General features: G+C 64.6%; 25 protein-coding genes and 2 pseudogenes. 11 read left to right on the top strand and 16 right to left on the bottom strand.

The genetic code is table 11. The features are described 5' to 3' along the window. Positions 1-78: 78 nt before the first annotated feature. The 3 genes and pseudogenes from ACY466_RS01880 to ACY466_RS01890 form a co-directional block, all read right to left on the bottom strand. Positions 79-411: pseudogene (locus tag ACY466_RS01880) on the bottom strand (dioxygenase family protein); the annotation flags it as partial. Positions 412-418: 7 nt separating this feature from the next. Beyond that, complete coding sequence (locus ACY466_RS01885; protein ID WP_463249370.1) at positions 419-1,744, bottom strand: ISL3-like element ISPfr2 family transposase; 1,326 nt, start codon at positions 1,742-1,744, stop codon at positions 419-421. Between the two features lie 1,003 nt (positions 1,745-2,747). Next, positions 2,748-3,059, bottom strand: coding sequence for a putative quinol monooxygenase (locus ACY466_RS01890; protein ID WP_006247389.1), 312 nt, complete (start codon positions 3,057-3,059; stop codon positions 2,748-2,750). 107 nt (positions 3,060-3,166) lie between these two features. Here ACY466_RS01890 and ACY466_RS01895 point away from each other — a divergent pair, with 107 nt between their 5' ends. Further along, positions 3,167-4,108, top strand: a complete 942-nt coding sequence (locus ACY466_RS01895) for a GlxA family transcriptional regulator (protein ID WP_006247388.1) — start codon at positions 3,167-3,169, stop codon at positions 4,106-4,108. A gap of 439 nt (positions 4,109-4,547) precedes the next feature. Here ACY466_RS01895 and ACY466_RS01900 read toward each other — a convergent pair whose 3' ends face one another. Continuing rightward, the gene (locus tag ACY466_RS01900; protein WP_463249372.1) at positions 4,548-5,174 is read right to left on the bottom strand and encodes an Lsr2 family DNA-binding protein; all 627 of its coding nucleotides are present in this window, start codon (positions 5,172-5,174) and stop codon (positions 4,548-4,550) included. 125 nt (positions 5,175-5,299) lie between these two features. Here ACY466_RS01900 and ACY466_RS01905 point away from each other — a divergent pair. The 3 genes and pseudogenes from ACY466_RS01905 to ACY466_RS01915 form a co-directional block, all read left to right on the top strand. Next, positions 5,300-5,524, top strand: a pseudogene (locus ACY466_RS01905) (aldo/keto reductase); the annotation flags it as partial. Positions 5,525-5,626: 102 nt separating this feature from the next. Next, positions 5,627-6,277, top strand: a complete 651-nt coding sequence (locus ACY466_RS01910; RefSeq protein ID WP_463252105.1) for a 3-oxoacid CoA-transferase subunit B — start codon at positions 5,627-5,629, stop codon at positions 6,275-6,277. Beyond that, the gene (locus tag ACY466_RS01915; RefSeq protein ID WP_463249373.1) at positions 6,274-7,038 is read left to right on the top strand and encodes an alpha/beta fold hydrolase; all 765 of its coding nucleotides are present in this window, start codon (positions 6,274-6,276) and stop codon (positions 7,036-7,038) included. Before ACY466_RS01910 ends, ACY466_RS01915 begins: the two co-directional genes overlap by 4 nt. A 147-nt stretch (positions 7,039-7,185) precedes the next feature. On the opposite strand, the gene ACY466_RS01920 is transcribed toward ACY466_RS01915, so the two are convergent. Further along, on the bottom strand, positions 7,186-8,124 hold the full coding sequence (locus tag ACY466_RS01920) for an AraC family transcriptional regulator (RefSeq protein ID WP_463249375.1): 939 nt from the start codon (positions 8,122-8,124) through the stop codon (positions 7,186-7,188). Positions 8,125-8,355: 231 nt separating this feature from the next. Here ACY466_RS01920 and ACY466_RS01925 point away from each other — a divergent pair, with 231 nt between their 5' ends. The 6 genes from ACY466_RS01925 to ACY466_RS01950 are packed head-to-tail and all read left to right on the top strand — an operon-like array spanning position 8,356 to position 13,559. Beyond that, positions 8,356-9,567 carry a cytochrome P450 gene (locus ACY466_RS01925; protein WP_463249376.1) on the top strand — a complete coding sequence of 404 codons (1,212 nt, stop codon included), beginning with the start codon at positions 8,356-8,358 and terminating at the stop codon, positions 9,565-9,567. 2 nt (positions 9,568-9,569) lie between these two features. Further along, entirely contained in the window at positions 9,570-10,595 is a 1,026-nt protein-coding gene (locus ACY466_RS01930; protein WP_463249378.1) for a 2Fe-2S iron-sulfur cluster-binding protein, read from the top strand. A 48-nt stretch (positions 10,596-10,643) separates the two neighbouring features. After that, complete coding sequence (catA, locus tag ACY466_RS01935) at positions 10,644-11,501, top strand: catechol 1,2-dioxygenase (protein ID WP_463249379.1); 858 nt, start codon at positions 10,644-10,646, stop codon at positions 11,499-11,501. Beyond that, positions 11,501-11,848: an EthD family reductase gene (locus ACY466_RS01940; RefSeq protein ID WP_463249381.1), complete on the top strand. Its 348-nt coding sequence runs from the start codon at positions 11,501-11,503 to the stop codon at positions 11,846-11,848. The genes catA and ACY466_RS01940 overlap by 1 nt, the downstream gene beginning before the upstream one ends. Further along, the gene (locus ACY466_RS01945) at positions 11,848-12,936 is read left to right on the top strand and encodes an S-(hydroxymethyl)mycothiol dehydrogenase (RefSeq protein ID WP_463249383.1); all 1,089 of its coding nucleotides are present in this window, start codon (positions 11,848-11,850) and stop codon (positions 12,934-12,936) included. The genes ACY466_RS01940 and ACY466_RS01945 overlap by 1 nt, the downstream gene beginning before the upstream one ends. After that, positions 12,933-13,559 carry an MBL fold metallo-hydrolase gene (locus tag ACY466_RS01950; protein WP_463249384.1) on the top strand — a complete coding sequence of 209 codons (627 nt, stop codon included), beginning with the start codon at positions 12,933-12,935 and terminating at the stop codon, positions 13,557-13,559. Before ACY466_RS01945 ends, ACY466_RS01950 begins: the two co-directional genes overlap by 4 nt. A 43-nt stretch (positions 13,560-13,602) precedes the next feature. Here ACY466_RS01950 and ACY466_RS01955 read toward each other — a convergent pair whose 3' ends face one another. The 4 genes from ACY466_RS01955 to ACY466_RS01970 form a co-directional block, all read right to left on the bottom strand. Then, positions 13,603-13,740 (bottom strand): hypothetical protein, encoded by a 138-nt coding sequence (locus tag ACY466_RS01955; RefSeq protein WP_463249386.1) that lies wholly within the window; start codon positions 13,738-13,740, stop codon positions 13,603-13,605. A 136-nt stretch (positions 13,741-13,876) separates the two neighbouring features. Beyond that, the gene (locus tag ACY466_RS01960) at positions 13,877-15,253 is read right to left on the bottom strand and encodes an NAD-dependent succinate-semialdehyde dehydrogenase (RefSeq protein ID WP_463249388.1); all 1,377 of its coding nucleotides are present in this window, start codon (positions 15,251-15,253) and stop codon (positions 13,877-13,879) included. Positions 15,254-16,221: 968 nt separating this feature from the next. Next, positions 16,222-16,740, bottom strand: a complete 519-nt coding sequence (locus ACY466_RS01965) for a nucleotidyltransferase domain-containing protein (RefSeq protein ID WP_463249390.1) — start codon at positions 16,738-16,740, stop codon at positions 16,222-16,224. A 52-nt stretch (positions 16,741-16,792) separates the two neighbouring features. After that, positions 16,793-17,557 carry an alpha/beta fold hydrolase gene (locus ACY466_RS01970; protein ID WP_463249391.1) on the bottom strand — a complete coding sequence of 255 codons (765 nt, stop codon included), beginning with the start codon at positions 17,555-17,557 and terminating at the stop codon, positions 16,793-16,795. Positions 17,558-17,711: 154 nt separating this feature from the next. On the opposite strand from ACY466_RS01970, the gene ACY466_RS01975 reads away from it, so the two are divergent. Further along, complete coding sequence (locus ACY466_RS01975) at positions 17,712-17,894, top strand: hypothetical protein (RefSeq protein WP_463249392.1); 183 nt, start codon at positions 17,712-17,714, stop codon at positions 17,892-17,894. Positions 17,895-18,007: 113 nt separating this feature from the next. Here the strand turns inward: ACY466_RS01975 and ACY466_RS01980 are convergent, their stop codons facing one another. The 7 genes from ACY466_RS01980 to ACY466_RS02010 all read right to left on the bottom strand — a co-directional run bounded on the left by ACY466_RS01980 (position 18,008) and on the right by ACY466_RS02010 (position 23,899). After that, positions 18,008-18,892, bottom strand: a complete 885-nt coding sequence (locus tag ACY466_RS01980; protein WP_463249394.1) for a hypothetical protein — start codon at positions 18,890-18,892, stop codon at positions 18,008-18,010. 28 nt (positions 18,893-18,920) lie between these two features. Beyond that, on the bottom strand, positions 18,921-19,640 hold the full coding sequence (locus ACY466_RS01985; protein WP_463249395.1) for a DUF2510 domain-containing protein: 720 nt from the start codon (positions 19,638-19,640) through the stop codon (positions 18,921-18,923). 26 nt (positions 19,641-19,666) lie between these two features. Next, positions 19,667-20,365: a DUF2510 domain-containing protein gene (locus ACY466_RS01990; protein ID WP_463249397.1), complete on the bottom strand. Its 699-nt coding sequence runs from the start codon at positions 20,363-20,365 to the stop codon at positions 19,667-19,669. A 345-nt stretch (positions 20,366-20,710) separates the two neighbouring features. Further along, a complete protein-coding gene (locus ACY466_RS01995) occupies positions 20,711-21,013 on the bottom strand; it encodes a hypothetical protein (protein ID WP_463249399.1) in 303 nt (100 codons plus the stop codon). 58 nt (positions 21,014-21,071) lie between these two features. After that, entirely contained in the window at positions 21,072-21,545 is a 474-nt protein-coding gene (locus ACY466_RS02000; protein WP_463249401.1) for a hypothetical protein, read from the bottom strand. A 522-nt stretch (positions 21,546-22,067) separates the two neighbouring features. After that, positions 22,068-23,108 carry a cell division protein ZapE gene (zapE, locus tag ACY466_RS02005; RefSeq protein WP_463249403.1) on the bottom strand — a complete coding sequence of 347 codons (1,041 nt, stop codon included), beginning with the start codon at positions 23,106-23,108 and terminating at the stop codon, positions 22,068-22,070. A 158-nt stretch (positions 23,109-23,266) separates the two neighbouring features. Further along, entirely contained in the window at positions 23,267-23,899 is a 633-nt protein-coding gene (locus ACY466_RS02010; RefSeq protein ID WP_463249405.1) for an SMI1/KNR4 family protein, read from the bottom strand. Positions 23,900-24,588 lie beyond the last annotated feature (689 nt).

The following is a 24,588-nucleotide window of genomic DNA, read 5'->3' on the forward strand; positions in this document are numbered from 1 at the left end:
GTAGTGCTCATGATCGTGTCCTCTCAGGCAAACCAACCGCGGTGAGCGCCGGGCGTCCGGCGCTCACCGCGGGGTCGGTCAGCTCTGTTCGGGATCGAGCGCGAAGTCATACTCGACTACCTCGCGCCCGTTGGAGTCCGTTCGGGGATCGAGCAGCAACTCCGGTTTAGTAGCCGACGCGACATCGTCGTCGATCCAGTCACCACCTTGGAAGTAGAGCTGCGTGATGATCGGGTGCCTATTGTGCGCGCTCACCCCCAAGCGGAAGTGCGCTGGGCGCCAGGGGTGCCAACCGGTTGCTTCGATCATCTCCCCGGTGGGGCCATCTGTCGGAATCTGGTACGGCGCTGGACGAATGGTGATGATCTCGTATCGCCCGTCGTCGTCCGCTACCACCGTTCCGCGGAGGTTTCAGGGCTCATCCCAATCGGGGGTGTAGGAGTTGGGGTCTGAAGCCGCCGGTCTCGAGCAGGCTTCGGGCGATGTAGTTGGTCAGGTTGCGGAACCCGAGTGCGGAGCCGCGCAGGTGTTCGAGCCGTCCGTTGAGCGCCTCGGTCGGCCCGTTGCTGGTGCCAGGTCGTTCGAAGTAGGCGAGCACGTCGGCGGCTCGCTTCTTCAGGGTCCGGCCCAGGGTGGTGAGCTCGGTGAGCACCTTGGGGATGCCGGCGCTGAGGTCGGTGATCAGCTTCTCCATGAGCTCGCGGCCACGTTGCCGGTCCTCGTGGCGATAGGCGGCGATCATGCGCTGGTAGACACCCCAGGTCGCCTCGACCTCGACGTGAGCGTCATCAACGAACAGCGCGCGTAGCCTGTCGCTCTGCTTGTCGGTGAGCAGGTCCGCGCCGGTGTGCAGCGTGCGCCGCGACTTGTAGAGCGGGTCGTCCCTGAACCCACGGTGCCCGTGGATCGCGAGTTGGACCCGGCGCCGACACCTGTCGAGGGCGTCACCGGCCAGGCGCACGACGTGGAAGGGATCCATCACCGTGACCGCGTCCGGGATCTCCTCCGCAGCGGCGGTCTTGAACCCGGTGAAGCCGTCCATCGCGACCACCTCGACCGCGTCACGGAAGGCGTCGTCGCGGTCGGCGAGCCAGGTCTTGAACGCCGCCTTCGACCGGCCCTCGACCATGTCCAGCAGCCTTGCTGGGCCGGAGCCATCGCGGACCGGGGTGAGGTCGATGATCACGGTGACGTACTTGTCGCCACGCCTGGTGTGGCGCCAGACGTGCTCATCGACGCCAATGACCTTCACGCCCTCGAACCGCGTGGGGTCGTTGATCAGCAGCCGCTTGCCTTCGGCCAGGACCGCGTTGTTGGCGGTGTCCCACGCGACCCCGAGTCCCTCGGCGACACGGGCGACGGTGAGGTGTGCGACCACGATCCCTTCCAGCGCCCACCGCAACCCGGTGCGCGAGAGCTTCGCGCGTGGCTCCGCCGCGGCGCTGGTGTCTCGGCGCCACACGTGTCCGCAGTCGGCACAGCGGTAGCGGCGCACTACAACTTCCAGCACGGTCGGTCGCCAGCCCAGTGGCTCGTGGGCCAACCGCCGGATCACGGTGTCACGAGCAGCGCCTTCGCTGCCGCACCGTCGGCACCACTGATCTGGTTCCACCACGCGGCACGCGAGGACCGCACGATCCGGTTCAAGTCGTTGCCCGGTCACGCTCAGACCGAGGCCGTCGAGTCGAGCGAAGGCGGTCAGGTCAGGGCGGCCGAAGCCGGCCGGCGGGGTAGCGTCGGACACGTCGAGGTCTTTCGGATGGATGGCGTAGGAACCTCCATCGTCGGGAGACCTCGACGTCTATCTGCGGACCGACGCGCCCGGCCGACCTACACCCTCACCTGGGAAGAGCCCTGAAACGTCTTCGACGACGACGGGACCGGTGAGGAGCAAGGCGCGGTGAGCTAAAGAATGGAGCTTGCTCGGCTTCGACGCCGCCGCGAGCTCCGGTGAAACTCCGGTAAAACGGTCGGTACTGGTCGGTCGTCGTCGGTCACCACCGGATGGCAGCGTCCCCCACGCTCGGCGTTTGCGCAGGTCAGCGGCTCGTTCACCCAGTGGGCGCATCAAGCGATAGACGCAGAGCCGACGTGATTAGGTCGTCGGTTCGATTCCGACAGGCGGCTCCGGCGAACAGCCCCTGACCTGCGCAAACGCAGGGCAGGAGCGGTTCGGTTCTGGTGGTCGCGCGATGCGCTGGCCTCACGGCTCTGCCCGACACCGACGTCGCTCTCCTCTGCGACGGACCCCTCGCCGGCTGAGCGCTCGCGGCCGGCATCCTGTCCGTGTGCCGATAGGCCTCGCTCCGCTCGGCAACGCAGCGTGGCGTTGTGTCGCGACCTGGACGTGCGAGGTGTCAACGGTGCGTCGGCGCAGCGATCGTTGTGTGCGCAGCGAGATGCTCCATGCCCACGCGCGGCGCGCACGAACGCAACGCCCCGGAACGCCAACGACCCGTCATCGCTGCGACGCGCAACGCGTCTCCCGTCACGGCAACGGATCGCAACCACGACCCCGCCCACGGCGCGCCTCGCGGGACGGAGGGCAAGTTGACACAGTTGCGCTGCCATGGAACCGCGCTGGCTCTCTCGATGACCACCGGTGAAACAGTGCCGCTCCAGGCTTGCGCCTGGTGTTGCCTGGCCTCCTCGTGATCGGCCCGTCGGGGATCGTCAACGTGGTGCGGGTGTCGAGGCGGTCGGGTCCGACGGCTCGGCGGGGCGCGATCGTCTCGTGCGTTGGCGGACTACGGGAGCTTGGACGCGAGGACGTCGGCCGCCAGGATCTCGGGTGCTGCCCCGAGGAGGTGCTGGTTGGCCATCAGGGCTGCGACGATGGCGCCGTTGGCGTGGGCGTCGCGAGCGGCCTCGTCGGGGAATGCATCGAAGATCCAGAAGGTGTCGGCGTGGGTCCTAGCCGCGAACCAGACAATCGTTCCTACTTCTTCGTTGGCGAGTGCGACAGCGCCGGCGAGCAGATCGGCGAGCGCGTCGTGCTGTCCATCGGCCGCGACGATCTTGGCGACGAAGGCATACGGAAGTGATGCGGGTGTGGACATGAGGGGTTCTCCTTGAAGTCGGGGTTCTTCGTGGGGCGAGTTCAGCGTATGACGAGCGAGGGCCGGTGGGGAGTGGCGTATACGACAGTATTGCTATTGTTCGCGCCATGCGTATCGGACTGATCGCGATCGACGGCTGCTTCGGTTCGGCGGTCGCGTCGGTCATCGACATCGTGCGGGTGGCCGACGGAGCCCGCGGCGATGTCGACCCGCGGATCGACCCGATCGAACTCGCCATCCTCGGACCGAAACGGCGAGTGACCACGACGGCATCGATGACCCTGTCGGTGGACCACCCGCTGTCGGAGTCCGGAGAGTTCGACGTGGTCGTCGTCCCTGCGCTTGGAACCCTCACGGCCGCCGCGACCCACGACGCCCTCCAGAGCCGAGATGCACGTTCGGTCATCGCCTCACTCGGGCGCCTCGACGACGCGACCACCCGGATCGCCGCGGCGTGCACCGGCGTGTTCGCCGTCGCCGAGACTGGACGGATGCATCATCGGCGGGCGACGACCAGCTGGTTCCTGGGGCCGGAGTTCCTGAAGCGCTATCCGACCGTCGCCCTCGATCTCGACACCATGGTCGTGGTCGACGGGAACCTCGTCACCGCCGGCGCCGCGTTCGCCCACATCGACCTCGCGCTCTCACTCGTGCGATCGATCAGCCCCGACCTGGCCCAACATGTCGCCAAGCTCCTCATCATCGACGAGCGTCCGTCGCAGGCGGCCTTCGTCGCCTACGAACATCTCCGGCACGAGGACCCGATCGTCGTCGAGTTCGAACGCTTCGTGCGCGCCCGCCTGGACGAACCGTTCAACGTCGCCTTCGTCGCGCAGTCGCTCGGCACCAGCCGGCGCACCCTCGAACGACGAGTCCGTGCGGCGCTCAACCTCACTCCGCTCGGCTTCGTCCAACGGCTTCGCATCGAACGAGCTCGGCACCTCTCAGCAACCACGGACCTCACCTCCGCCGAGATCGCGCTACGGGTCGGCTACGCGAACGCCGAGACTCTGCGCTCCCTCCTGCGCAGGGAGCGACGCCGTTCCTGACCTATCGCCATGCCTGTAGCCGGTGTCCTAGCGCTCGGTTGGAACCACCTCTCAGCACGTCGCGTCGACGCTCCTGCGTCGCCCCTGGACGACCCACTCGACACGCCCGCAGCACAGGCCATGTGACGTGCCCCGGCTTCCCGGACGGTCGGGGTTGGGTGGCTGTGATGTCGCTGCGTTCTCGTCGAGGGGGTCAGCAGACCCGATCAGGGTCGATTGGGATGAGCCGCGAAGGCGGTCAGGTCAGGGCGGCCGAAGCCGGCCGGCGGGGTAGCGTCGGACACGTCGAGGTCTTTCGGATGGATGGCGTAGGAACCTCCATCGTCGGGAGACCTCGACGTCTATCTGCGGACCGACGCGCCCGGCCGACCTACACCCTCATCTGGGAAGAGCCGGTTTCAGGCCGACCAGGATGAACATCGCCGATAATTGGATTCTGTCAGCTAAAGCTGCGTCCTTTGTCTCCTTTTGGCCGATGTCGTTCGGTCGGGGAGCAGGGTGCGGCCCGTTCTCCTGTACTGCGTGGGGGAGTGACCGGTCCGTTGGCGGCGTCGCACGCCTCGACGATGTCCGCCTTGATTCGGCCGCGTGGACCGACTATGTATTCGTTTTCGTCGGCCCAGTCTCTGATCGCGCGAGTCTGTTCCGGGTTCCGCCTAGTGGGCTCGTTCGACGCGCCGCCGGTGGTTCTTGCGGTGTCGGCGGGGCGGCGACCGGCGGCGTGGGTGTCCTGACCGCCTACGCACCGCAGCGGGAGCCTCGACGACGATGGTTGCCGTCGTCGTGGACCAGATAGCAGCGGTGGCCCGCCTGCGACTGTGGCTCGGGCAGTGACCGGGGGCAGGTACCCGCTGGTTCCGCGTTCGTGCGACCTGCTCTCGGTGGTCGACGACGGCGAGCCCGCGATGCGGTACCTAGTTCGACGGTGAACAGATACGGCAGCGGATCCAGCGATGGTTCCATCAGCGGTGCCCACGCCGCGGTGTCGAGGCACCCCGTGGTGATGTCCTCGATGTACCGCACCCCGGCCACCCCACGCATGGCAGTACGCCCGCGCGGTGCGCACCGCTCCACCGAACGTGCGGGCAGTGCAGACGGTGACCGAACCGTCGCCATCGGTGATCCACGCCCGGCGAGGGCAACACCAAGCGTGCCTTCGATGCGTCGCTGGCCAAGCTGGGACTGGACTACATCGACCTCTACCTGATTCACCAGCCCTTCGGTGACTACTACTCCGAGTGGGGGGCGATGCAGGACATCGCCGCCCAAGGCCGGGCCTGGGCAATCGGGGTGTCGAACTTCGCACCCGACCAGCTGCTCGACCTGATCATCAACAACGATGTCGTCCCGGTGGACAACCAGATCGAGACCCACCCGTTCAAACAGAACACCGACTACCACCAACTGATGCGCACCGAAGGCGTGCAGATCGAGTCATGGGGCCCCTTCGCCGAGGGCAAGAGGTCGGGATTACGGAGCGCGAGCTGTAGGGCGATGTTTCCGCCGAAGGAGGAGCCCATGAAGATTGGGTTTTCCAGTTCGAGTAGGGACGAGATCGCCGCGGCGATCGCCGCCGACATCCACAGTGGCTCCTTCGTCAACCTCGGCATCGGCCAGCCGACTCTCGTCGCCGACCACCTGGCCGCTGACTCCGGCGTTGTGCTGCACACCGAGAACGGGATGCTGTATACGGGCCCGGCCGCCACCGGCGACGAGATCGACGCCGACCTCATCAACGCCGGCAAGATGCCGGTGACCGAGCTGCCGGGCGCGTCGTACTTCCACCACGCGGACTCGTTCGCGATGATGCGCGGCGGTCACCTCGACGTCTGCGTGCTCGGGGCGTTCCAGGTGTCCACGCGCGGCGATCTCGCCAACTGGCACACCGGTGTCCCCGGGGCGATCCCCGCGGTCGGCGGAGCGATGGATCTCGCGATCGGCGCCAAGCAGGTGTTCGTGATGATGACCCTCACGACGAAGGACGGGACGTCCAAACTCGTCGAGCAGTGCACCTACCCGCTGACCGGTGTCGGTTGCGTGACACGGGTCTACACCGACCTCGCGACCTTCGACGTCGGCGACGACGGCGTCACGGTTCGCGACCTGCACGGCACCACCCTGGCAGAGCTGCGCGATGTCGTCGGGATCGAGCTGGAGCTCGCCTCGTGACGACAGAACAGCTCGAAACAGTCGACCTCGGGCCTCGCAGCCCCGATCGCCCGCTTTTGCTGATGGGGCCCTCGCTGGGCACGTCCGTCGAGGCGTTGTGGGGTCCATGCGCCCGGTTCCTCGACAGCGCCGCCGACGTCGTCGGTTGGGAGCTCCCCGGACACGGCACCGGCCGGCCGGCCGCGGACCGCTTCACCGTCGAGGACCTCGCCGATGCTGTTGCCGCGATAGCGACCGAGCTACTGGCCGACCGGAACCTGACGTCGGTGCACTACGCCGGTGATTCCGTTGGTGGCGCCGTCGGACTTGCCCTCGTGCTACGGCATCCCGGTCTCGTCACCTCCGCGACGCTGGCGTGCACGAGCGCGCGTATCGGCACCCCTGACGGGTGGGCGCAGAGGGCTGCTCTCCGGCGTGCCAACGGGATCGACGCCGTCGTTGCCGGATCCCTGGAGCGCTGGTTTGGGCCTGGATTCCGAGACCGCGAACCGGCCACTGTGAGCGCTCTTGTGGCGTCTCTGCGCGCCTGCGACGCCGAAAGCTACGCCCGTGTCTGTGAGGCTCTCTGGGCGTTCGATGCGCGCAACAACCTCATCCACATCAATACGGCGTTGGAGTTGATTGCGGGCAGCGATGACATCGCCACGCCGGTCGCTGGGTTGAGCGAGATTGCTGCGCGGGTGCAGGGTGCTCGATTGACAGTCCTCGGGGCGCCGGACATCTGGCTCCCGCCGAGGCGCCGGAACTCGTGGCCGAGATAGTTTGTACCAGACTGCTCACCACCGGCTGACGCTGGACGTGTTCAGTCGCCCGAAGCGGCGGGCAGTGGATCTTGACAGTGGTCCCCTGTGGCCGGATTTGCGGCCACCGCACTGCGACAGGCCACTGATGTCGGAGACGCTCGGTGGTCACAGAATCCGGTGTTGCGAGGGCGGTACGCCGTACCTTCGACGGTATGCGGCCGCTAAGCGGCTGGGGCTCGAGAACCCCCATCGTGCAGCAACTTCGGCCACGGTATCGGTGCCATCGGGTGACACCAGATCAACATGTGCTCGTTGCAGTCTGATATCCCGCAACGTCTGGGTGGGACTGGCTCCGATATGTTCTGCGAATCCTTCCTGCAGTCGGCGCAGGCTACATCCGCCAATTTCGGCCATGTCCGCTAATCTCCAGTCGCGCGCTGGGTCGTCATGGAGGGCGTCAAGGACCCGCTTGACGGTGCGTGGCCGCAGCCCGCTACCGGCTTCTTCCGGTGAGACCGCCAGAAGTAATGCGCTGCTCACGGCGCTCGCTAGCTGTGGACCCACCAATGGGTTCGCGAGGAGATCAGCGGGCTGCCGCAGCTGGGCGGAGAGAGCACGCACGAGCGAGACCCAAGCCTGCGCGTCCGGTCCTGCCAGGTCCAACCTGTCGGGAAGCACAAGCTGTGAGCGTAGGGCTGTGGAACGAACCCGGTCTGCCTCGCGTTCTAGGAACGCTGCATTGAACTTGACGCCGACCACTACGCAATCGGCAGACCATCGGGTGATCAAGGAAGGGCGGTTTGCGGTAAACACCGTAGCCTCCCCGGTCTGCGAGACCGTCGTTGCCGACGATGCGCGTGACTCTAAAACCCCGCTGAGCGGGATGTTTATCTCGTAGGCATCTGGATAGTCGCATGCAATAGACACGTCAGTTCCCCAGTTGAGCTTGCCGATGGTTACGGGGCCCAGGTCCACAGTCTGGAGATCAAGCTCCAGTAGATTCGGCGACGTCAACGCGACCAGCTCGTGTGGAAAGTACACCTGCTCGACGGCTCGGTGAGCAGCCTCCCAGTCGCTGGTGTGGGTGTTGCTGGGCCTCGTCATGTGGCTCCAAGTTCCGATCGTGTGTCCAGGCAGGGTCGGTTGCAATCCATTAGACCTCGTGATCGACGGCACATGGCTCAACTTTTGCGATCACCGTCACACCCCTCGCGCAATCGGTCTCGACACCGCGTATTTGGTGTCGCCGCGCTGCCGTCCCGTGCCTACCGTCACTCCCTAGCAAACGTCGGCGGTGGTCGTACGACAAATCTCGGACTGCAAGTGGAGGACCCAATGAGCAGCAGCGTGTCGTGGATCGATGAAATCTCGATGACTGAACTCGAGCGCAACCCTTACCCCGTGTACGAGCGGCTGCGCGAAGAGACACCCCTCGCATACGTCCCGGTGCTCGGGTCGTACGTCGCGACGACCGCAGAGATCTGCCGGTCAATCGCGACCAGCCCTGACTTCGAGGCCGTCATCACCAAGGCAGGTGGCCGCACCTTTGGTCACCCCGCCGTTATCGGTGTGAACGGACCGATCCATGACGACCTGCGCTCGATGGTCGATCCGGCGTTGCAACCCCAAGAGGTCGATCGATGGATCGACGATTTGGTGCGGCCCATCGCCCGCCGGTATCTCGAAAAGTTCGAGGACGCCGGCCGAGCAGAACTGGTCGCCGACTACTGCGAGCCCGTCAGTGTCCGAGCCCTGGGTGACCTTCTTGGTCTGCAGTCGGTGAGCTCGGACAAACTGCGCGAGTGGTTCCACAAGTTGTCGAACTCGTTCACCAACGCGGGAGTCGACGAAAACGGAGAATTCACGAACCCGGAGGGTTTCGCGGAGGCCGACGCCGCAAAAATCGAGATCCAATCCATTGTCAACCCCTTGATTGACAACTGGATCGAGAACCCCGACGACAGCGCGATCTCGCACTGGCTGCACGATGGCATGCCCGCAGGGCAGACCCGGGACCGCGACTACATCTACCCCACACTGTACGTCTACCTCCTCGGTGCGATGCAGGAGCCCGGGCATGCGATGGCGTCAGCCCTTGTGGGACTGTTCACCAGGCCCGACCAATTCGAGCAAGTCGTCGATGAGCCCGGATTGATCCCGCGTGCGGTCTCCGAGGGCATGCGATGGACGTCTCCGATCTGGTCGGCGACTGCGCGAATCAGCACAAAGGACGTCGAAGTGGCGGGCGTTCACCTGCCAGCGGGTTCCGTGGTGTTGATGTCGTACGGGTCGGCCAATCACGATCACACCGTCTACGAAGCCCCATCGACGTACGACATTACGCGTCCTCCCCTCCCGCACCTGGCGTTCGGAGCGGGGAGCCACGCCTGCGCCGGGATCTACTTCGCCAATCACGTCTGCCGCATTGGACTGGAGGAGCTGTTCGAGTCCATTCCGAATCTTGAGCGCGACACCTCCGCTGATGTCGAGTTCTGGGGCTGGGGGTTCCGGGGGCCGACGTCGCTGGTCACTGTGTGGGAGGTCTGAGCATGGCCGAGCCGACGGGTTTCTCGGTGACAGTGGGTGCGGCATCGGTGGAGTGCGGCCCGAACCAGAAGATACTCGACGCGTTTCTACGCAACAGCGTATGGGTTCCCAACTCCTGCAACCAAGGGACGTGCGGCACATGCAAAGTCCGTGTAGTGGATGGAACGTTCGACACGCCGGAAGTTCTCGACTCGGTCCTCTCCTCCAGTGAGCAGGAACAGGGATTTGTTCTGTCGTGTCAGACGGCGCCCACTTCCGACCTCGTCGTTGAGCCGCCGCAGGGACAATCGGATGCCAATCATCACGTCTTGCGCGATATCGCAGGCACAGTCGCTTCCCTGCGGGAGGTCGCCAAAGACACCCTTGCCGTAACCGTGCTCCTCGATGAACCATTAGAGTTCACCGCGGGTCAGTACGTCGAGTTGTCAATACCGGGAACAGATGTCACTCGGCCGTACTCGATGGCGAACCCCCCCAGCGAACCCGACAAGCTCGAATTTCACGTCCGTCGGCAAGTGGACGGCTTGGCCACGGACCGATGGATATTCGATTCGATGGCGGTAGGCAATCCCGTCAATATGACAGGCCCCTGGGGGGACTTCTGTTTCGAAGCAGACGAGCCTGAACTCGGCTTGATCTTGCTCGCCGGCGGCACAGGGATGGCACCTCTCAAATCAATTGCCCGAGCAGCCCTCGAGGTAGATCCCGATCGCGAGATTCACGTCTACCACGGTGTCCGAACCGAGCCGGAGCTATACGACATCGACTTCTGGCAACATCTCGCGACGGACTTTTCAGGCGTCAGCTACACGCCGTGCCTCAGCCGCGGCCAGTGGTCCGGCCGTATCGGATACGTCGGCGATGCGCTGTTGGACGACATCGGCTCATGTCGCGACTACGCCGCGTACCTATGCGGGCCGCCCGCCATGGTCGAGGCCGGCGTTCGTGCCCTGAAACGACGTCGGATGTCGCCGCGGAGAATCAGGCGCGAAAAGTACACGCCGGCTTCAGCCTTACTGGCCAGCTGACACCGATGCCTGCTTGTCACTCAAAAATATGACTTCAAGGAGAACACCATGACCGTCGACCAGAGCGTCGCCACCGCGGCGGCGTCCGGTGCCAACGCCACCCAGCGATTCACGGCCGACAAGAGCACGGGTGCAGATACCCCGCCCGAGCGGGTCAGCGCGCTCGCCCGTGAGGTGTTGTCCGCGGTGCACCAGACCATCCGCGACCACCAGGTCACCTACGACGAGTACAACGCGCTCAAGTCGTGGTTGATCGCAGTCGGGCAGGACGGCGAGTGGCCGCTGTTCCTCGACGTCTGGGTCGAGCACGTCGTGGAGGAGGTCGCCAGCGAGAGCCGCGACGGCAGCAAGGGCACCATCGAGGGGCCGTACTACGTCCCGGAGGCGCCCGAACTCGGTTCGGAGGCATGGCTTCCCACGAGAGAGGGCGAGCAGGGGACGCCGCTGCTGTTCGAGGGTCAGGTCCGCGCGGTTGACGGGAGCCCGCTGTCGGGTGCGACGTTGGAGATCTGGCATGCCGACGCCGACGGCTTCTACGCGCAGTTCGCCCCCGGTATCCCCGAGTGGAACCTGCGGGGCACCGTGACCACGGATGCCGACGGCCGCTTCCACATCCACACCATGAAGCCCGCGCCATACCAGATCCCCACCGACGGCGCCTGCGGCAAGCTGATCTCCGCGGCCGGATGGCACCCGTGGCGGCCCGCGCACCTGCACCTCAAAGTCGGGGCCCCAGGTTATCAGCAGATCACCACGCAGCTGTACTTTCCCGGCGACCCCCACAACGACGACGACGTGGCGGACGCCGTGAAGCCAGAACTCGTGCTGGACCCGCAGGACATCGATGGCGGCCAGCAGGCCACCTACGACTTCGTCCTCGACCGCAACGCAAACGAGCGTCCCTGATGTACACGCTTCTCGTTTTGTACGGTCGGCCCGCCGACCCGGGTGAGTTTCGCAACTATTACGAAAGCGTGCACGTGCCGATAGCGCGAAAGATTCCAGATGTGCTGGCGTCTCGCTACTCACTCAATGTGACAGCAGCAGAGGGTACTTCACAGTTCGCAGCGATGTTCGAGGCGGACTTTGAGTCATCGGACAAGCTGTTCGCGGCGCTAGCGTCGCCTGAAGGGCAGGCGGCGCAAGCCGACGTCGCGAACTTCGCCACCGGAGGCGTCCAGATCTTTCACTTCGAGCCTGTGACAGCACATCCGGCATCACCGGCGTACACACAGGATGGAGGCCAGCAATAGTGCCGCAGCAGGTCCGCGGGGTAGTAGCCAAGGCCAAGGGCGCACCGACCGAGGTGGTCACGATCACCATCCCCGATCCGGGCCCCCGCGATGTCGTCGTCGACATCCAGGCATGCGGGGTGTGCCACACCGATCTCGCCTACCGGGAGGGCGGGATCAACGACGAGTACCCGTTCCTGTTGGGTCACGAGGCCGCGGGCGTCGTCGAGCAGGTCGGCGATGAGGTCACCCACGTCGCCGTGGGCGACTTCGTGGTCCTGAACTGGCGCGCGGTGTGCGGCCAGTGTCGAGCATGTAAGCGAGGACGTCCCTGGTACTGCTTCGACACCCACAACGCGAGCGCACCGATGACGCTGGAGGACGGGACCGAGCTGACGCCCGCGCTGGGAATCGGGGCGTTCGCCGACAAGACCCTCGTCCACGAGGGCCAGTGCACCAAGGTCGCCCCGGACGCCGACCCGGCGGTCGCCGGTCTGCTCGGGTGCGGCGTGATGGCGGGTCTGGGCGCGGCGATGAACACCGGTCATGTCGAGCGCGGTGACAGCGTCGCGGTCATCGGATGTGGCGGTGTCGGTAACGCGGCGATCGCCGGTGCGCGGTTGGCCGGTGCGTCGACGATCATCGCCGTCGACCGCGACGCGCGGAAGCTGGAGTGGGCCACGGGTCTGGGCGCCACCCACACGATCGACGGCTCGACGGTCGACGACGTGGTCACCGCGATCCAGGACCTCACCGACGGCAACGGCGCCGACGTCGTGATCGATGCCGTGGGTCGCCCCGAGACCTACGAGACCGCGTTCTACGCCCGGGATCTCGCGGGCACGGTGGTCCTCGTCGGTGTCCCGATGCCGGAGATGCGCCTGGAGTTGCCGCTCGTCGACTTCTTCTCCCGCGGTGGCGCGTTGAAGTCGTCGTGGTACGGCGACTGCCTGCCCGAACGAGACTTCCCGATGCTCGTCAACCTCTACCAGCAGGGCCGCCTGCCGTTGGAGCAGTTCGTGTCCGAGCGGGTCTCGCTCGACGATATCGAGTCGGCGTTCCACAAGATGGAGTCCGGCGACGTGCTGCGCTCGGTGGTGATCCTGTGAGCGCACGCATCGACCACGTCGTGACGTCGGGGACGTTCGAACTCGACGGCGGCAGTTGGGATGTCGACAACAACATCTGGATCGTCGGTGACGACTCGGAGGTGGTGATCATCGACGCCGCCCACGACGCCGGCCCCATTGCCGACGCGGTCGCCGGGCGCACGGTGCGGGCGATCGTCGCCACCCACGGCCACAACGACCACATCACCGTCGCACCCGAGCTGTCGGAGCGGCTCGACGCACCGGTGCTGCTGCATCCCGGTGACGACATGCTGTGGCGGGAGACCCATCCCGAGGTCGGTCACCGCGACATCACCGACGGCGAGCGCATCACCGTCGCCGGGACCGAACTGATCCTCATCAACACCCCGGGTCACTCGCCGGGATCGTGCTGCCTGCATGCGCCCGAGTTGGGCGTGCTCTTCAGTGGCGACACGCTGTTCAGCGGGGGTCCCGGCGCGACCGGTCGCTCGTTCTCGAGCTTCCCCACGATCATCGACTCGATCCGGGACAAGATCTTCACCCTCGACCCCGCCACCGAGGTCCGCACCGGGCACGGCGACTCCACGTCGGTGGGTACCGAGGCGCCGCATCTCGAGGAATGGATCGCACGCGGCAACTGACCTCCGGCGCCGTTGTGGACGCCAACGAGGATCTACATCTGTTCTAGTCGACAGTTCGACAGACCGGGCCGGGGGAGTGGTCAGAGTCCTGTCCACGAGCCGGATCGGCGGCCGTTGCCCAGGTGTAGGTGCTGATCTCGATGTCGTCCTGCTTGGATACGAACGACGAAGCGTTGGCCACGGTTACTCCTCGACACGGCGATGGGGACGAAACTCGAACCTATCGGCTACGCCCGCAGTACCGGGTCGAAATGCTCGACGACGGGGAACGCGAAAGCTCCCCGGACATCGTGTCCGGGGAGCCATGCCAGCAGGATCTACTTCGCTGAGACGCGCACGAGCTTCTTGTTCACGAACTCGTCCATGCCCCACGGGCCCAGTTCGCGGCCGACGCCGGAGCGCTTGACTCCGCCGAACGGCAGACCTGGCAGCGTGGTGCCGTGTTCGTTGACGAACGCCATGCCCACTTCGAGCTGCTCGGCCACGTCGCGGGCCTTGTCGAGGTCAGCGCTCCACACCGAGCCGCTGAGACCGTATGCGGAGGAGTTCGCCAATTCGATTGCCTGCTGCGCGCTTTCGACCTTGTAGATCACGCCGGCCGGTCCGAACAGCTCTTCGCTGTAGGCGCGCATGTCCGGGGTGACGTCGGTCAGCAATGTCGGCTGTACGTAGGCACCCGGTCCGTCGATCTTTTTACCGCCGGTCAGCAGCGTTGCGCCCTTGGCGACGGCGTCGTCGATCTGCTCGATCAGCGTGTCGGCGGCGGTCTGCGACGACAGGGGTCCGAGGGTGGTCTTCGCGTCCAGCGGGTCGCCGGTCTGCACGGCTTCGAACGACGCGACGAGCTTGGTGACGAAGTCGTCGTAGACCTCCTCGGCGACCAGGATGCGCTTGGCGGCATTGCAGGCCTGGCCTGCGTTGGACAGCCGCGCCCGGGTAGCGGATTCGACGGTGGCGTCCATGTCGTCGGAGTCGAGCAGGATGAATACGTCCGATCCGCCGAGTTCGAGGACGACCTTCTTGAGGTTGCGTCCGGCCGTCTCGGCGACGGAGGTTCCGGCCCTCTCACTACCGGTGAGCGAGACGCCCTGGACGCGGGAGTCGGCGATCATGTCGGCGATCTGGTCGTTGGTCGCGAAGATGTTGATGTACGCGTCCTGGGGGAGTCCGGCCTGCTGGAAGATCTCCTCCATCAGCAGTGCCGACTGCGGGCAATTGGGTGCATGCTTGAGCAGAATCGTGTTGCCCACCATCAGGTTCGGGCCGGCGAACCGGGCAACCTGGTAGTACGGGAAGTTCCACGGCATGACGCCGACGAGAGCGCCCACCGGCTTACGCTGCAGCACAGTGTCTTCCGCGCCGGGTACGTCGAGCTTCTCGTCCTCGAGAAGCGACGGGCCGTGGTCGGCGTAGTAGCGGTAGATGTTCGACGACAGTTCCACCTCGCCCTGGGATTCGGTGAGGGGCTTGCCCATTTCGAGCGAGATCGTGCGGGCCAGTTCGTCGGAACGCTCGGTGTAGAGATCGGCGACCTTGTGCAGGATGTCGGCGCGATGCTTCGGTGAGGCCTTGCGCCATGTCTGGAAACCGGCGTGTGCATCGGCAAGTGCACGCTCGACGCCGGCACCGTCGAGAGTCTCGAATTCCTTCACAGTTGTGCCGTCGGCAGGATTGACAGTCTTGTAGGTCGTCATACCCCGCTCAACAGTCGGGAGGGTGTCATTGTTCCGATTCGGGAAAATCGGATGCTCCGACGGTGGTCAAGGATGGGGCGGGGCGAAGTTGCGAAACCTTGTGGGCGTCCTACTGGTCGGTAACTTGGAACCCAGCGCTCGGGAAGCCTCTCGATGCCACGACAGTGACACATGTCGGTACGAACGGCCATGAACCGTCGTGAACCGGTTCGGACGGTTGCCGCAGTTCAGGCGGTGTTTCGCAACTTCAGGCGCACTCGCCTGTACGCCTCTCGTCGTTCTCGTAATGAAAAGGTCAAGAGTTCGATTCTCTTAGGCGGCTCCAAAACATAGTCTGATCAGCGGTTATGCGATTCGCATGACCGCTTTTTCAGCTCTGATTGCGCGCAAATGAAGTGCCGTAGGTCCATGGAGTGCACTACGGCACCGCTCTGACCAGCAAGTATTCGAAACTGACCTTTTCATCCGGACTTCAAGGGTCACCGGTCTCGGCCACTCTGACCTGGGCTTTCGCTTTCGATGACACGAGAGTGACACAACTCGGTACCGCGACCCAAGGGGCGTGGACATGTGGGGGACTCACGGGTGTCCGATTCGGCGGTGCACTGCTGCCGTGCCGGGCCGTGCGGCGTTCTTCGAGAACGACGACCAGCGCTCGACTATCTATGCGCTCGCTCAAACACGGTCGTCGACGGACAGGAAGCCAGCAGCGTCCGAACTGACGGCTCGCCGCCGACCACGCAGAGTCGGCAAGACACCCGTTCGCACTGGGGCCCCGAGGGCACCCAAGTCCCGGCTGAGATTGTTCGTGACAACCCCCACAAGTCTCGATGTCCATGGACGTTGTGGACCGCGTGGCAGCGACGGATAGGCGAGTACCGCCGGTGTCGTCGCCCGTCAGCGAGATTGGCGGCTCGTCCGGTTCCAGAGTGCACCGATCCGATCCGATCCGATCCGGTCGGGTCAGGTCAGGTCGTCGTTTCCCGGTACTCCGGAGGTAGCGGCAGATCGAACCGCTCGGTGAGAAGCCCGACGTCGTGGCGGTCTCGCTCTCGGAGGTCGTAGCCGCGGTGGAAGTCGAGTTGAGCGGCGGCGCTGATGCATCGGACGGGGTGTCCGCCGATCAGGCCTGTTCCGGTGAGCGCTTCGGTGGGATATTCGCCGTCGTCGCCGAAGATTCCGACGCCGCGGTCGTCGATGGTGATCACGTGCAGATCGACGCAGCGGTGTCCGTTGACCCGCCACACGGTGTGCACCGGCGTCGAGAACCACATGTGCACTTCGTCGAAGCCGTCATCGCGTAGCAGCGCCGTTGTCGCGTCGTGGTCGTGGGCCTCGATGACCAGGTCGAGGTCGCTGTGCTCGCGGGTCTGCTCTTCGAGCAGTGCGTCGATGCCCCATCCGCCGTCGATCCACGCGTTCACCTGTATGTCGGCGAGTCGCTTCCACAGGTGGACGACGTCGTGGGTGTGCATCACGGTGTCCATCGGGCAATGGTGCCGCATGCGGCGAGAGTCGCGGTACGTCACCCGAGCGAGTTCAGGGTCGAGACTTCTCCGGCCCCGGGTCTGCTGTCGCGACGACCTGTCGGCAGACCTGGAGGACCTGGGCGGGGTTCGTCAGATGGACGGCATGGGCTGAATCGGGCCACTGGTGGACGGTGGCGCCCAGGGCGTGGGCCAGGCGGTTGTGGGCGGTGAAGATCCGGGACGTGTTCTTGCGGTGGGCAGTGATGACCGCGGAGGTTATGCGTGGAAAGTCGGCGTCCCGGAATTCTGTAGCGATCGAGGCCAAACCTCGGACTGCCTCGCTCAACCGTGGCACGTCGACCACGGCGGCGTCGACGAAGTCAGGTCGTGCGTCGGGTGTCAGCCTGTGGCGGTCAGCGAGCCTGTTGCCGTATTTACGGAACTGGCGGGTCAAAAGTTTCTCGATGAGCGGAACGCGCCATAGTTTGGCAGCGAATCCCGCCCCCCGCTCGGTCATTGTCGCTCCCCGCGCATCGTTCACCAGGGACGGATCGATCAACACGAGGCCGGCGACATCGTCGGGGTAGTCCCTGGCGAGCAGGGCCGCCACGGCTCCTCCGAGGCTGTGACCGATCAGCACCGCAGGGCTGAATCCGTGCTCGTGAAGCATCCGGTGTAGCGCTTCGCTTGCACCGTCGAGGGCGCCGGGGTTCGGGTTCGTCCCTGTGCCGGGGCGGTCGTACAGCACGATCCGACATCCCGGGTCCTCGACGAGGCCTTCGGCCAAGCCGGGGAAGTAACCGTGCACCGACTCGCCGCCGCCGGGCAAGAGCACAACGTAAGGTCCGTCGTCGCCTACGACGGCTACAGGATGACTCGCCATTTTCTTACTCCTCACTCGTGTCGCTCAGCCCTACGCTTTCAGGCTCGGCCTGGAAACCCGTGCGGACCTTGTCTGCCACATCCGGCGCTGGACCCAAGAACGGCTCGTGGTGGACCAATGCGATGTGGTCACCGCCGACGGCGAACCCGAGTCTGTGCTCATCAACTGGGCGGCCATGTCCGTCGTGGAGGTGCGTACCGGAAATCCCTCCGCCAGCTTCCTGGCCGGTTTCATCGTCGACGTCTTCCTTGACGACGAGACGCGCCGCATCCAGTGGGCCGTGGGGTAATGCCATCCAGGCGCGGTGGTTATTTCTTGGCCGCACCCCCTGTAAGTATCGATCTCTGACAGGTGCTGTGTTGCACTCTGGAATTCGACGCCGAGTGGTACCCGCCTGGACCCTCAGCCGGCGCACTGCGGTGCGTAGTCGAGGGAGCCGTCGGCGAACACGCCGGTGCCCTGCTGATAGATCGTCGGATCGGCGCATTCGACGAACGCAGACCCACCCGTGCCGGTGTCGCGGCCGTAGCTGTCACGGCTGTCCGGGTAGGGATTCGGTGGACCGGCAGGAACCTCGGTCAGGGGATTCGGCACGGGTGCAGTCGGCACCAACTCTGTTTCCGCTGGGCCGGCGCTGTTGCCGGATCCGGTCTCGGCGGGGGGTGCGACCGCAGGCGGCGGTGCAGCCGCCGGGATGTCGAGGGCGTACTCCCACCCACCATCGGCCTGCGACGGTTTGTAGAGCAGCACCTCGGGATCGTTCGGCACGTCCAGCACGACGAACCCTTCGTAGGTGGACTGCGGTGAGAACGAGTCGAGGAACACGCTCGAGTCCTGATCGCAGCCTAGGGTGGCGTCGGTGTCGAGATTCCTCATCGTCACGCCCGTCGAGCGCACCACCGAGAAGTAGTTCGAGTAGAGAACTCCGGTGTATGCAGCCGGGTCGAATTCCGCTCCGGTGGTGGCCGACACCGGGAAGGCCAGAACGCTCCCGCCGTTCTCGACGGTAGCGTCGGCATAGCACCCCGTCGCGATGATCGGAGCGTCGATCGTGACCTTCACGTCGCAATCTCCGTCGAGACCGTTGTCGTCGCAGTTCAGTCCGGCCACCTCGCCGAACGTCTTGATGATGGCGTTCCTCGCACTGACCGGTGGACCCGACTCGGCAACCGCTGTCGTCGTGGCAGCCCCGGTGGCCACGTTCGCGGCATCCGGTTCCTCGCCCGATGCGCACCCCGCCAGCGCGAGCGCGCCCACAGCGGCGTGGAGGACAGTTCGCTTCATCATGGTGTTCCTGTCATCGGTCCGGTGGAGGCTAGTACGTACGGGCACAGTCGAGAGCAGCCTGGGCGGCGTCATCGAGAAAGTCCACACCGAGCTCGTCCGACACATCGAGAAGACTGCTCTCTGCACGCACCGTGGACGAGACCGGCGTGACGACACCGTCCCGCTCGACGAACAGGTCGTCACGGGATCGGATTCCACCGTCGTCCAGCTCGTGCACTTCACCGGCGACGTAGACCGTCGAACCGTCTCGCACCACCGCCGTCTCCGCGAACCTGTATCCGTTGTCTTCGAGTGACACGTCGATGACATCGAGCAACTCCGGTGGCGTCGCTTCGCAACCTGCGATGAGCGGGTTCGCGGGCGCGGTGGGGGGTACTGCAGCGGCAGGGGGGCTTATCGGTGTGGGGGCAGTTGACTCTATGGCCGGCGGCGCTATCGGCGTCGACTCAGCCACGGTGCCAACGCCATTCGCTTCGGCGGACTCCTCATCGCTGTCTCCAACCACTGCACCCACCGCCGCGACGAGAAACAAAAACGCAATCGCAGCGACGAAGCCAATCAAGATTTTGGTATTCAGTGCGCGCCGGCCTCTGCCTCCGTCGCCAGGATCAGGTGCCGCTGTGCTGAAGCCTGTAGCGGGAGCCATACGGGCATCCTCGGTCCAACGCGCACCATCCCAATAGCGCTGACCGTTGGCGTTGCGGGGATCGGGGTCCGGGTACCAACCAGCATTGGGTTCAGTCGTCATGGCTGCATGTTGACAGATGGGCGCACTTACCGTTGCCCCGTGACTTCGACGATGTTGGCCCACACCACCGCCGCTTGAGTCTCGCGACCGAGCTTGTTCTCGTACTGCTGCACGCCGTCAATTTCCGCATAGAGCGTCACAGAGTCACCCTCCACGACGCCCGCCGCGACTGCGGCGTCGCGCAGCCGAACAAGCACCGTTTCGCCGTAGACGGACTCCGTTGGAACAGCCGACACCTGCGCCATGAACAGTTCGGGTCCAGTGATTGTGTCGAACTGGGACACTTCTCCGTGGAGAACCACCTTTCGGTTCTTGTCTGCTTCGGGGTCACGCAACAGCACCGAGAAGGCGCGTTCGTCGAGAACGTCGTAAGTCGATCGATCCTGCCGGGACAGATCCACTGCGTTAAAACCGTCGGCGGCAGACGTTGTGGAACCGCCGCCTCCGCCATCGTCCGGTGAGGAAGTGCCGACCACGAGCCAGATGGCCGCCATCACCGCAGCAACCGCGCCGCACACAAGCAGGACCGAACGATTCCATTGCTGCTTATTCACAGCAGGAGTAGCAGGTTGCGAACCAGACTTACCAGAGGGTTCGCCGCGGTTATCCGAACCCTGAAATGCCGAGCCGTGCGAAGTCGAACTGGTCCACTGCTGACCGTCCCACCATCGCATGCGCCCGCTGCCGTCGGGATCGTTAAACCACCCTGGACCTGGTTGCGTCACGGCACAAGCATTGCAGACCGACCAGTCTGACGCGGCATGAATCGCCCCGACATGTCGTGGGCTGGGGTACTCACTGAGTGAGTACGAATTTCAGGTGGCGGCGTCTAGAAGCTGGCTGTAAAGAGGGGTTATCGTCGGCGACATTGAAACGCCGGCTGCGGCGAATGTAGCGCGGAAGGCCGCCAAGCACGGCGGAAGAACTGCACTTCTTTCCTGTGCTGGTGCCTCCGTATGGTCTCTGTACCTCCGGCCGTGCCGCTCACTTTCGACCGGATCAACCGCTCACTATTGGACCGGGGCTGACAACCAGGCGTGTCGGTAATTTTTGGCACCGGCGGCATCTACTCAGTCACCGAGGTAACCGGTGTCCGGATCGATCTGCGCGAGGAAGTCCCGGATCGCCGCGCGGTGCTCGTCGAGCGTCGCCGGCGGAAACCCCGATGGGGTATCCGCACGATCCGACACGCTGGCAAACGCGGCGTGGGTGGTACTCGAGAACCCGTAACCCGAGTTCGGACCCGAGGCCCAGTCGTAGTCGTACGTCCGTGAGTCTCCCGGTCGCGCAGAGACGACGAAGACCTCGCCGTCGACGGTGAGGGTGACCGACCGGTGGCCGAACGGCGGTGTGGCGGGCGACGCATCGTTCAATTCGGGGTCCTCGATCGGCGTGGCCGACGCGGCGGTTCGAGGTCGCCGCGTCGCAAACTCAGCTACCGAAGGCGTCCGACAATTCGTCGAGCGGGTTTTCGGTGTCATTGGAGGTCGGCGCCGGGACGGTCAGAACAGTGGACGCCTGGTCGACTGCGAACCACGGGGTGGGGAATTGGAGTCGGGTGAGGTAGTCCTCAACTCCGGGGTAATCGGACAGCCAGGTCAATGGGCTCTCGCTTCCCGGATTGCCGCACGTGACCAGCACCGCCCATGACCCGTCCGGAATGTCGGTCAGCTGCTGGGTGGTGGTGCCGGGTGGGACGTCTCCACCGGTGAAGATGTCCTGCCCGAGGATGGTGTCGAGCGGAGGCAGAACCCCGTCAGGGGCGGGCTCGAGAGACGTCGAACAACGCAATGTCGAATCCGTGGTGTTGGTGATCGCGTTGGAGATGGTCGACCCATCCGCCGAATACGAGAAGGTGACCTCGCTACCGTCCGCGGCGGACGCGATGGGCGGGAATGCGAACACGATGCCCACCGAGCTCGCAGCGGCACACCCAACTTCGTCATCGAACGCACAGAGAATTCCTTCGTTTGTCACCGAACACAACGTTCGGTTCGAAGTGTGCCCGATCTGACCGGAGTCCGCGCCCGGAAAATCAGTCCTGTTCGACGATCGTCTATCGAGACAGGTTCGAGGTTGGCTCCAGGCTCTCGAGCGCGGGGTGCTCGGTAACTCCCTGTTCGAAACTATCTGGCCGGTGGATCGAGCGACCTGAGCAGCGCCGATCGGTGCAGAGTCGAGTTGTAGTCCGCTATGACGTCGGACACCACGCCACCTCGATATCTCGCGCCAATGGATCGAAGCTCGTGGCGACGATTCCCTGAGACGCCAACACGCCACAGATCAGAAGTTGGTCCCGGTCAAAGCGTCACAGTTCGACTTCCAGGTCCGTGGCGTGGAAAGCGCCCGAGGACGCGGAGTTCGGCAGCGGACGCGCATGAGACGTCGAGTCCCGATCGGCGACCGTCTATCGAGACGTTCGCGGGGCTAGGTCCGGGGTGGGGGAGCGCCCTGATTCAACGAGTGGAGCCGGCTGATTGTTCGGGCTGGTCCCGTGAAATCGTCGGCGAGCGAGAGAAAGTGTCGCGCCGTGCAGGAGGTCACGATGTCGGTCCGCAGGTCTCGGTCGTAGAGGACATCGATGAGATGAGCGAAGCGTCGGGTGGGTTCCTGTTCCATGTCGGACGGGTCGGGCACTCCGCTGATCACCCACCACGTGAACGCGTCGGCGATCGAGGCGTAGTCCGCCGGTGCGGTCGGTTGCGCGCACAGATCCGCGAAGTCGAACCACACCTGACCTTCCGGCCGTATCGCCAACGCCCGAATGGGATGACCGTGCGGGGTGAGCGCCGCGGCCTCCGCCGGTTCGGGCCATGCCAATCCTGCGGTTGCTGCGTCGGCGGCCGTTGCCGCGTGAATCCATTGCCCTGCAGTGAATCCGACGCGTTCCCTACTGGTTATGGTGGTGCGGTAGTCCACGCCGTCGTCGACCTCGACAGTGACCATCGCCGACTCGATGAGCGCGATGGTGTCCGTGAACGTGCTGTGAAACAGCGGATTCGGCATCAATTCACTGGGTGGATGATTGGACGTCACGATCAGTCGTACGGACCGCGCCAGGAGCGCATCGAGTAGGCGGCGGACGAAGAGTCCGTCGGCGGGGTCGTCGACCTGGAACTCGTCGAAGCACACCACCTCGACGTCGCCGAGCACGTGGTCGAGGGCGTCGTCCAGGCGGTGGGCGTGGCGGTGGAGTTGGGTGTGGAGCGCCGTAAAAAACGTGTGGAAGTGGACTCTGGTCTTACGTTCGGTGGGCAGCAGGTCGAAGTAGCAGTCCATCAACCAGCTCTTGCCCCGCCCGGCAGGGCCCCAGAGGTATACCCCACTCGACCCGGAACGGCTCAGAGCTTCGACGGCGGCGAGTTGCGCGGTATCGAGAGGCATTCCCGCATCTGCCGCCCGTCGACGGACGGCAGCGGGTTCCGTCGACAGATCGGTGGCGTCTCGGGTCCGCAGCGGCCATCGCATAGGCCGAACCTAGAAGATTTGCCGACCGAGCGGTACGAGCGATCGGTCACAGACCGCAGTGCGCCTGTCCCGATTGACGAATGTCTATCGAGTCACGTCAGCACCGCTGGTGGCGTGCGATACGCGGATCGGTTACTCGTCACCCACCGAGCGCGGCCTCACGAGTTGTAGAACCCCGGTGGTCGCTCGGGCACCTCCCACAGCAGGGCCCCGTCGACGATCGTCGGTATTAGTCCGTTGAACTCGTGAGGAGATCGAACACTGTGATGGACGGCAGCGATGTAGTTGGTCAGAGAGTCGAAGATGGGTCCGCCACCATCAGCAGCCTCCGACATGAAGTAGCGAACACAGCCGTGATGTTCACCGGGACGAGTATCGATGTATTCGAAGTCGCCGGCACCGTCCTCGGCGAACGGTACGTACGCGTCCAGGAACATTTCAGCTGTTTCGCCGGCCTCCTGCGCACGTACGATCTCGGGCCACTCGGGTCCAAGATCATCTGTGTCGTGGAGTGTGTCACGAGCCAACCTGTACCGATAGAGAAGCCCATCGAGGGTTAGCAACGCTCTGTCGGGCAGCACAGTCCCTACCACGTGGTCTGCACCCACCGGGATGTGCTGTCCACCCTGCAGCGAGAAGAGTTCCTGGAGCTCATCCGGCCACGGAGTTGTTTCGTGCTCGGCCCGTAGGCGAGCCTTGCGCGACGGTGGTGGTTCGACGGACGCTGCTGTAACCGGAGCCACCTCTCGCAGCAACTGCACGTAGCCCGCCCATGTCTGCGAGAGGGTCATGTCGGCAGGTTACCTGGCGCCGGCATGCTCGCACTTTGATCCACGCTGCCACTATCGGCCCGACGAGTTCGCTGTTTCGGCGCGGTCGAGCCGTTGACACACCCGTGCGGCCGCTCGTGCGCGTCTACGTCGCAGAGATCCGCGCTCCACCCGAGGGCCGTCGCAATCGACGACCGTCTATCGAGACACCCTGCGCGCGGATTGGGACTGCCCCCGGTTTCGTTGGCAACTGATCTGTGAGGATCGCTTCTCACGGTGGAGTGATGATCGATGCGGAAGCGCTGTGTTCGCGGATGCCCGTGGACTTGTATGAATCCGGTTCGCGCTCGATGACACGAGAGTGACACAAGTCGGTACCGACGACCATGAATCGTAGTGGATCCAGTTGGACCGTTTCCGCAGCTCAGGGGCAATTTCGTGGACTTCGGTAGACCTGCCCGAACTGCTTTCGTCGTTCTCGTAATGAAAAGGTCAAGAGTTCGATTCTCTTAGGCGGCTCCAAAACATACTCTGATCAGCGGTTATGCGATTCGCATGACCGCTTTTTCAGCTCTGATTGCGCGCAAATGAAGTGCCGTAGGTCCGTGGAGTACACGACGGCATCGCTCTGACCAGCAGGTATTCAAAACCGACCTTTTTATTCAGACTTTAAAGGTCGCCGGTCGCCACCGCGCTGACCTGCGCTTTCG

Source organism: Rhodococcus sp. K11/5 (genome assembly GCF_055193735.1).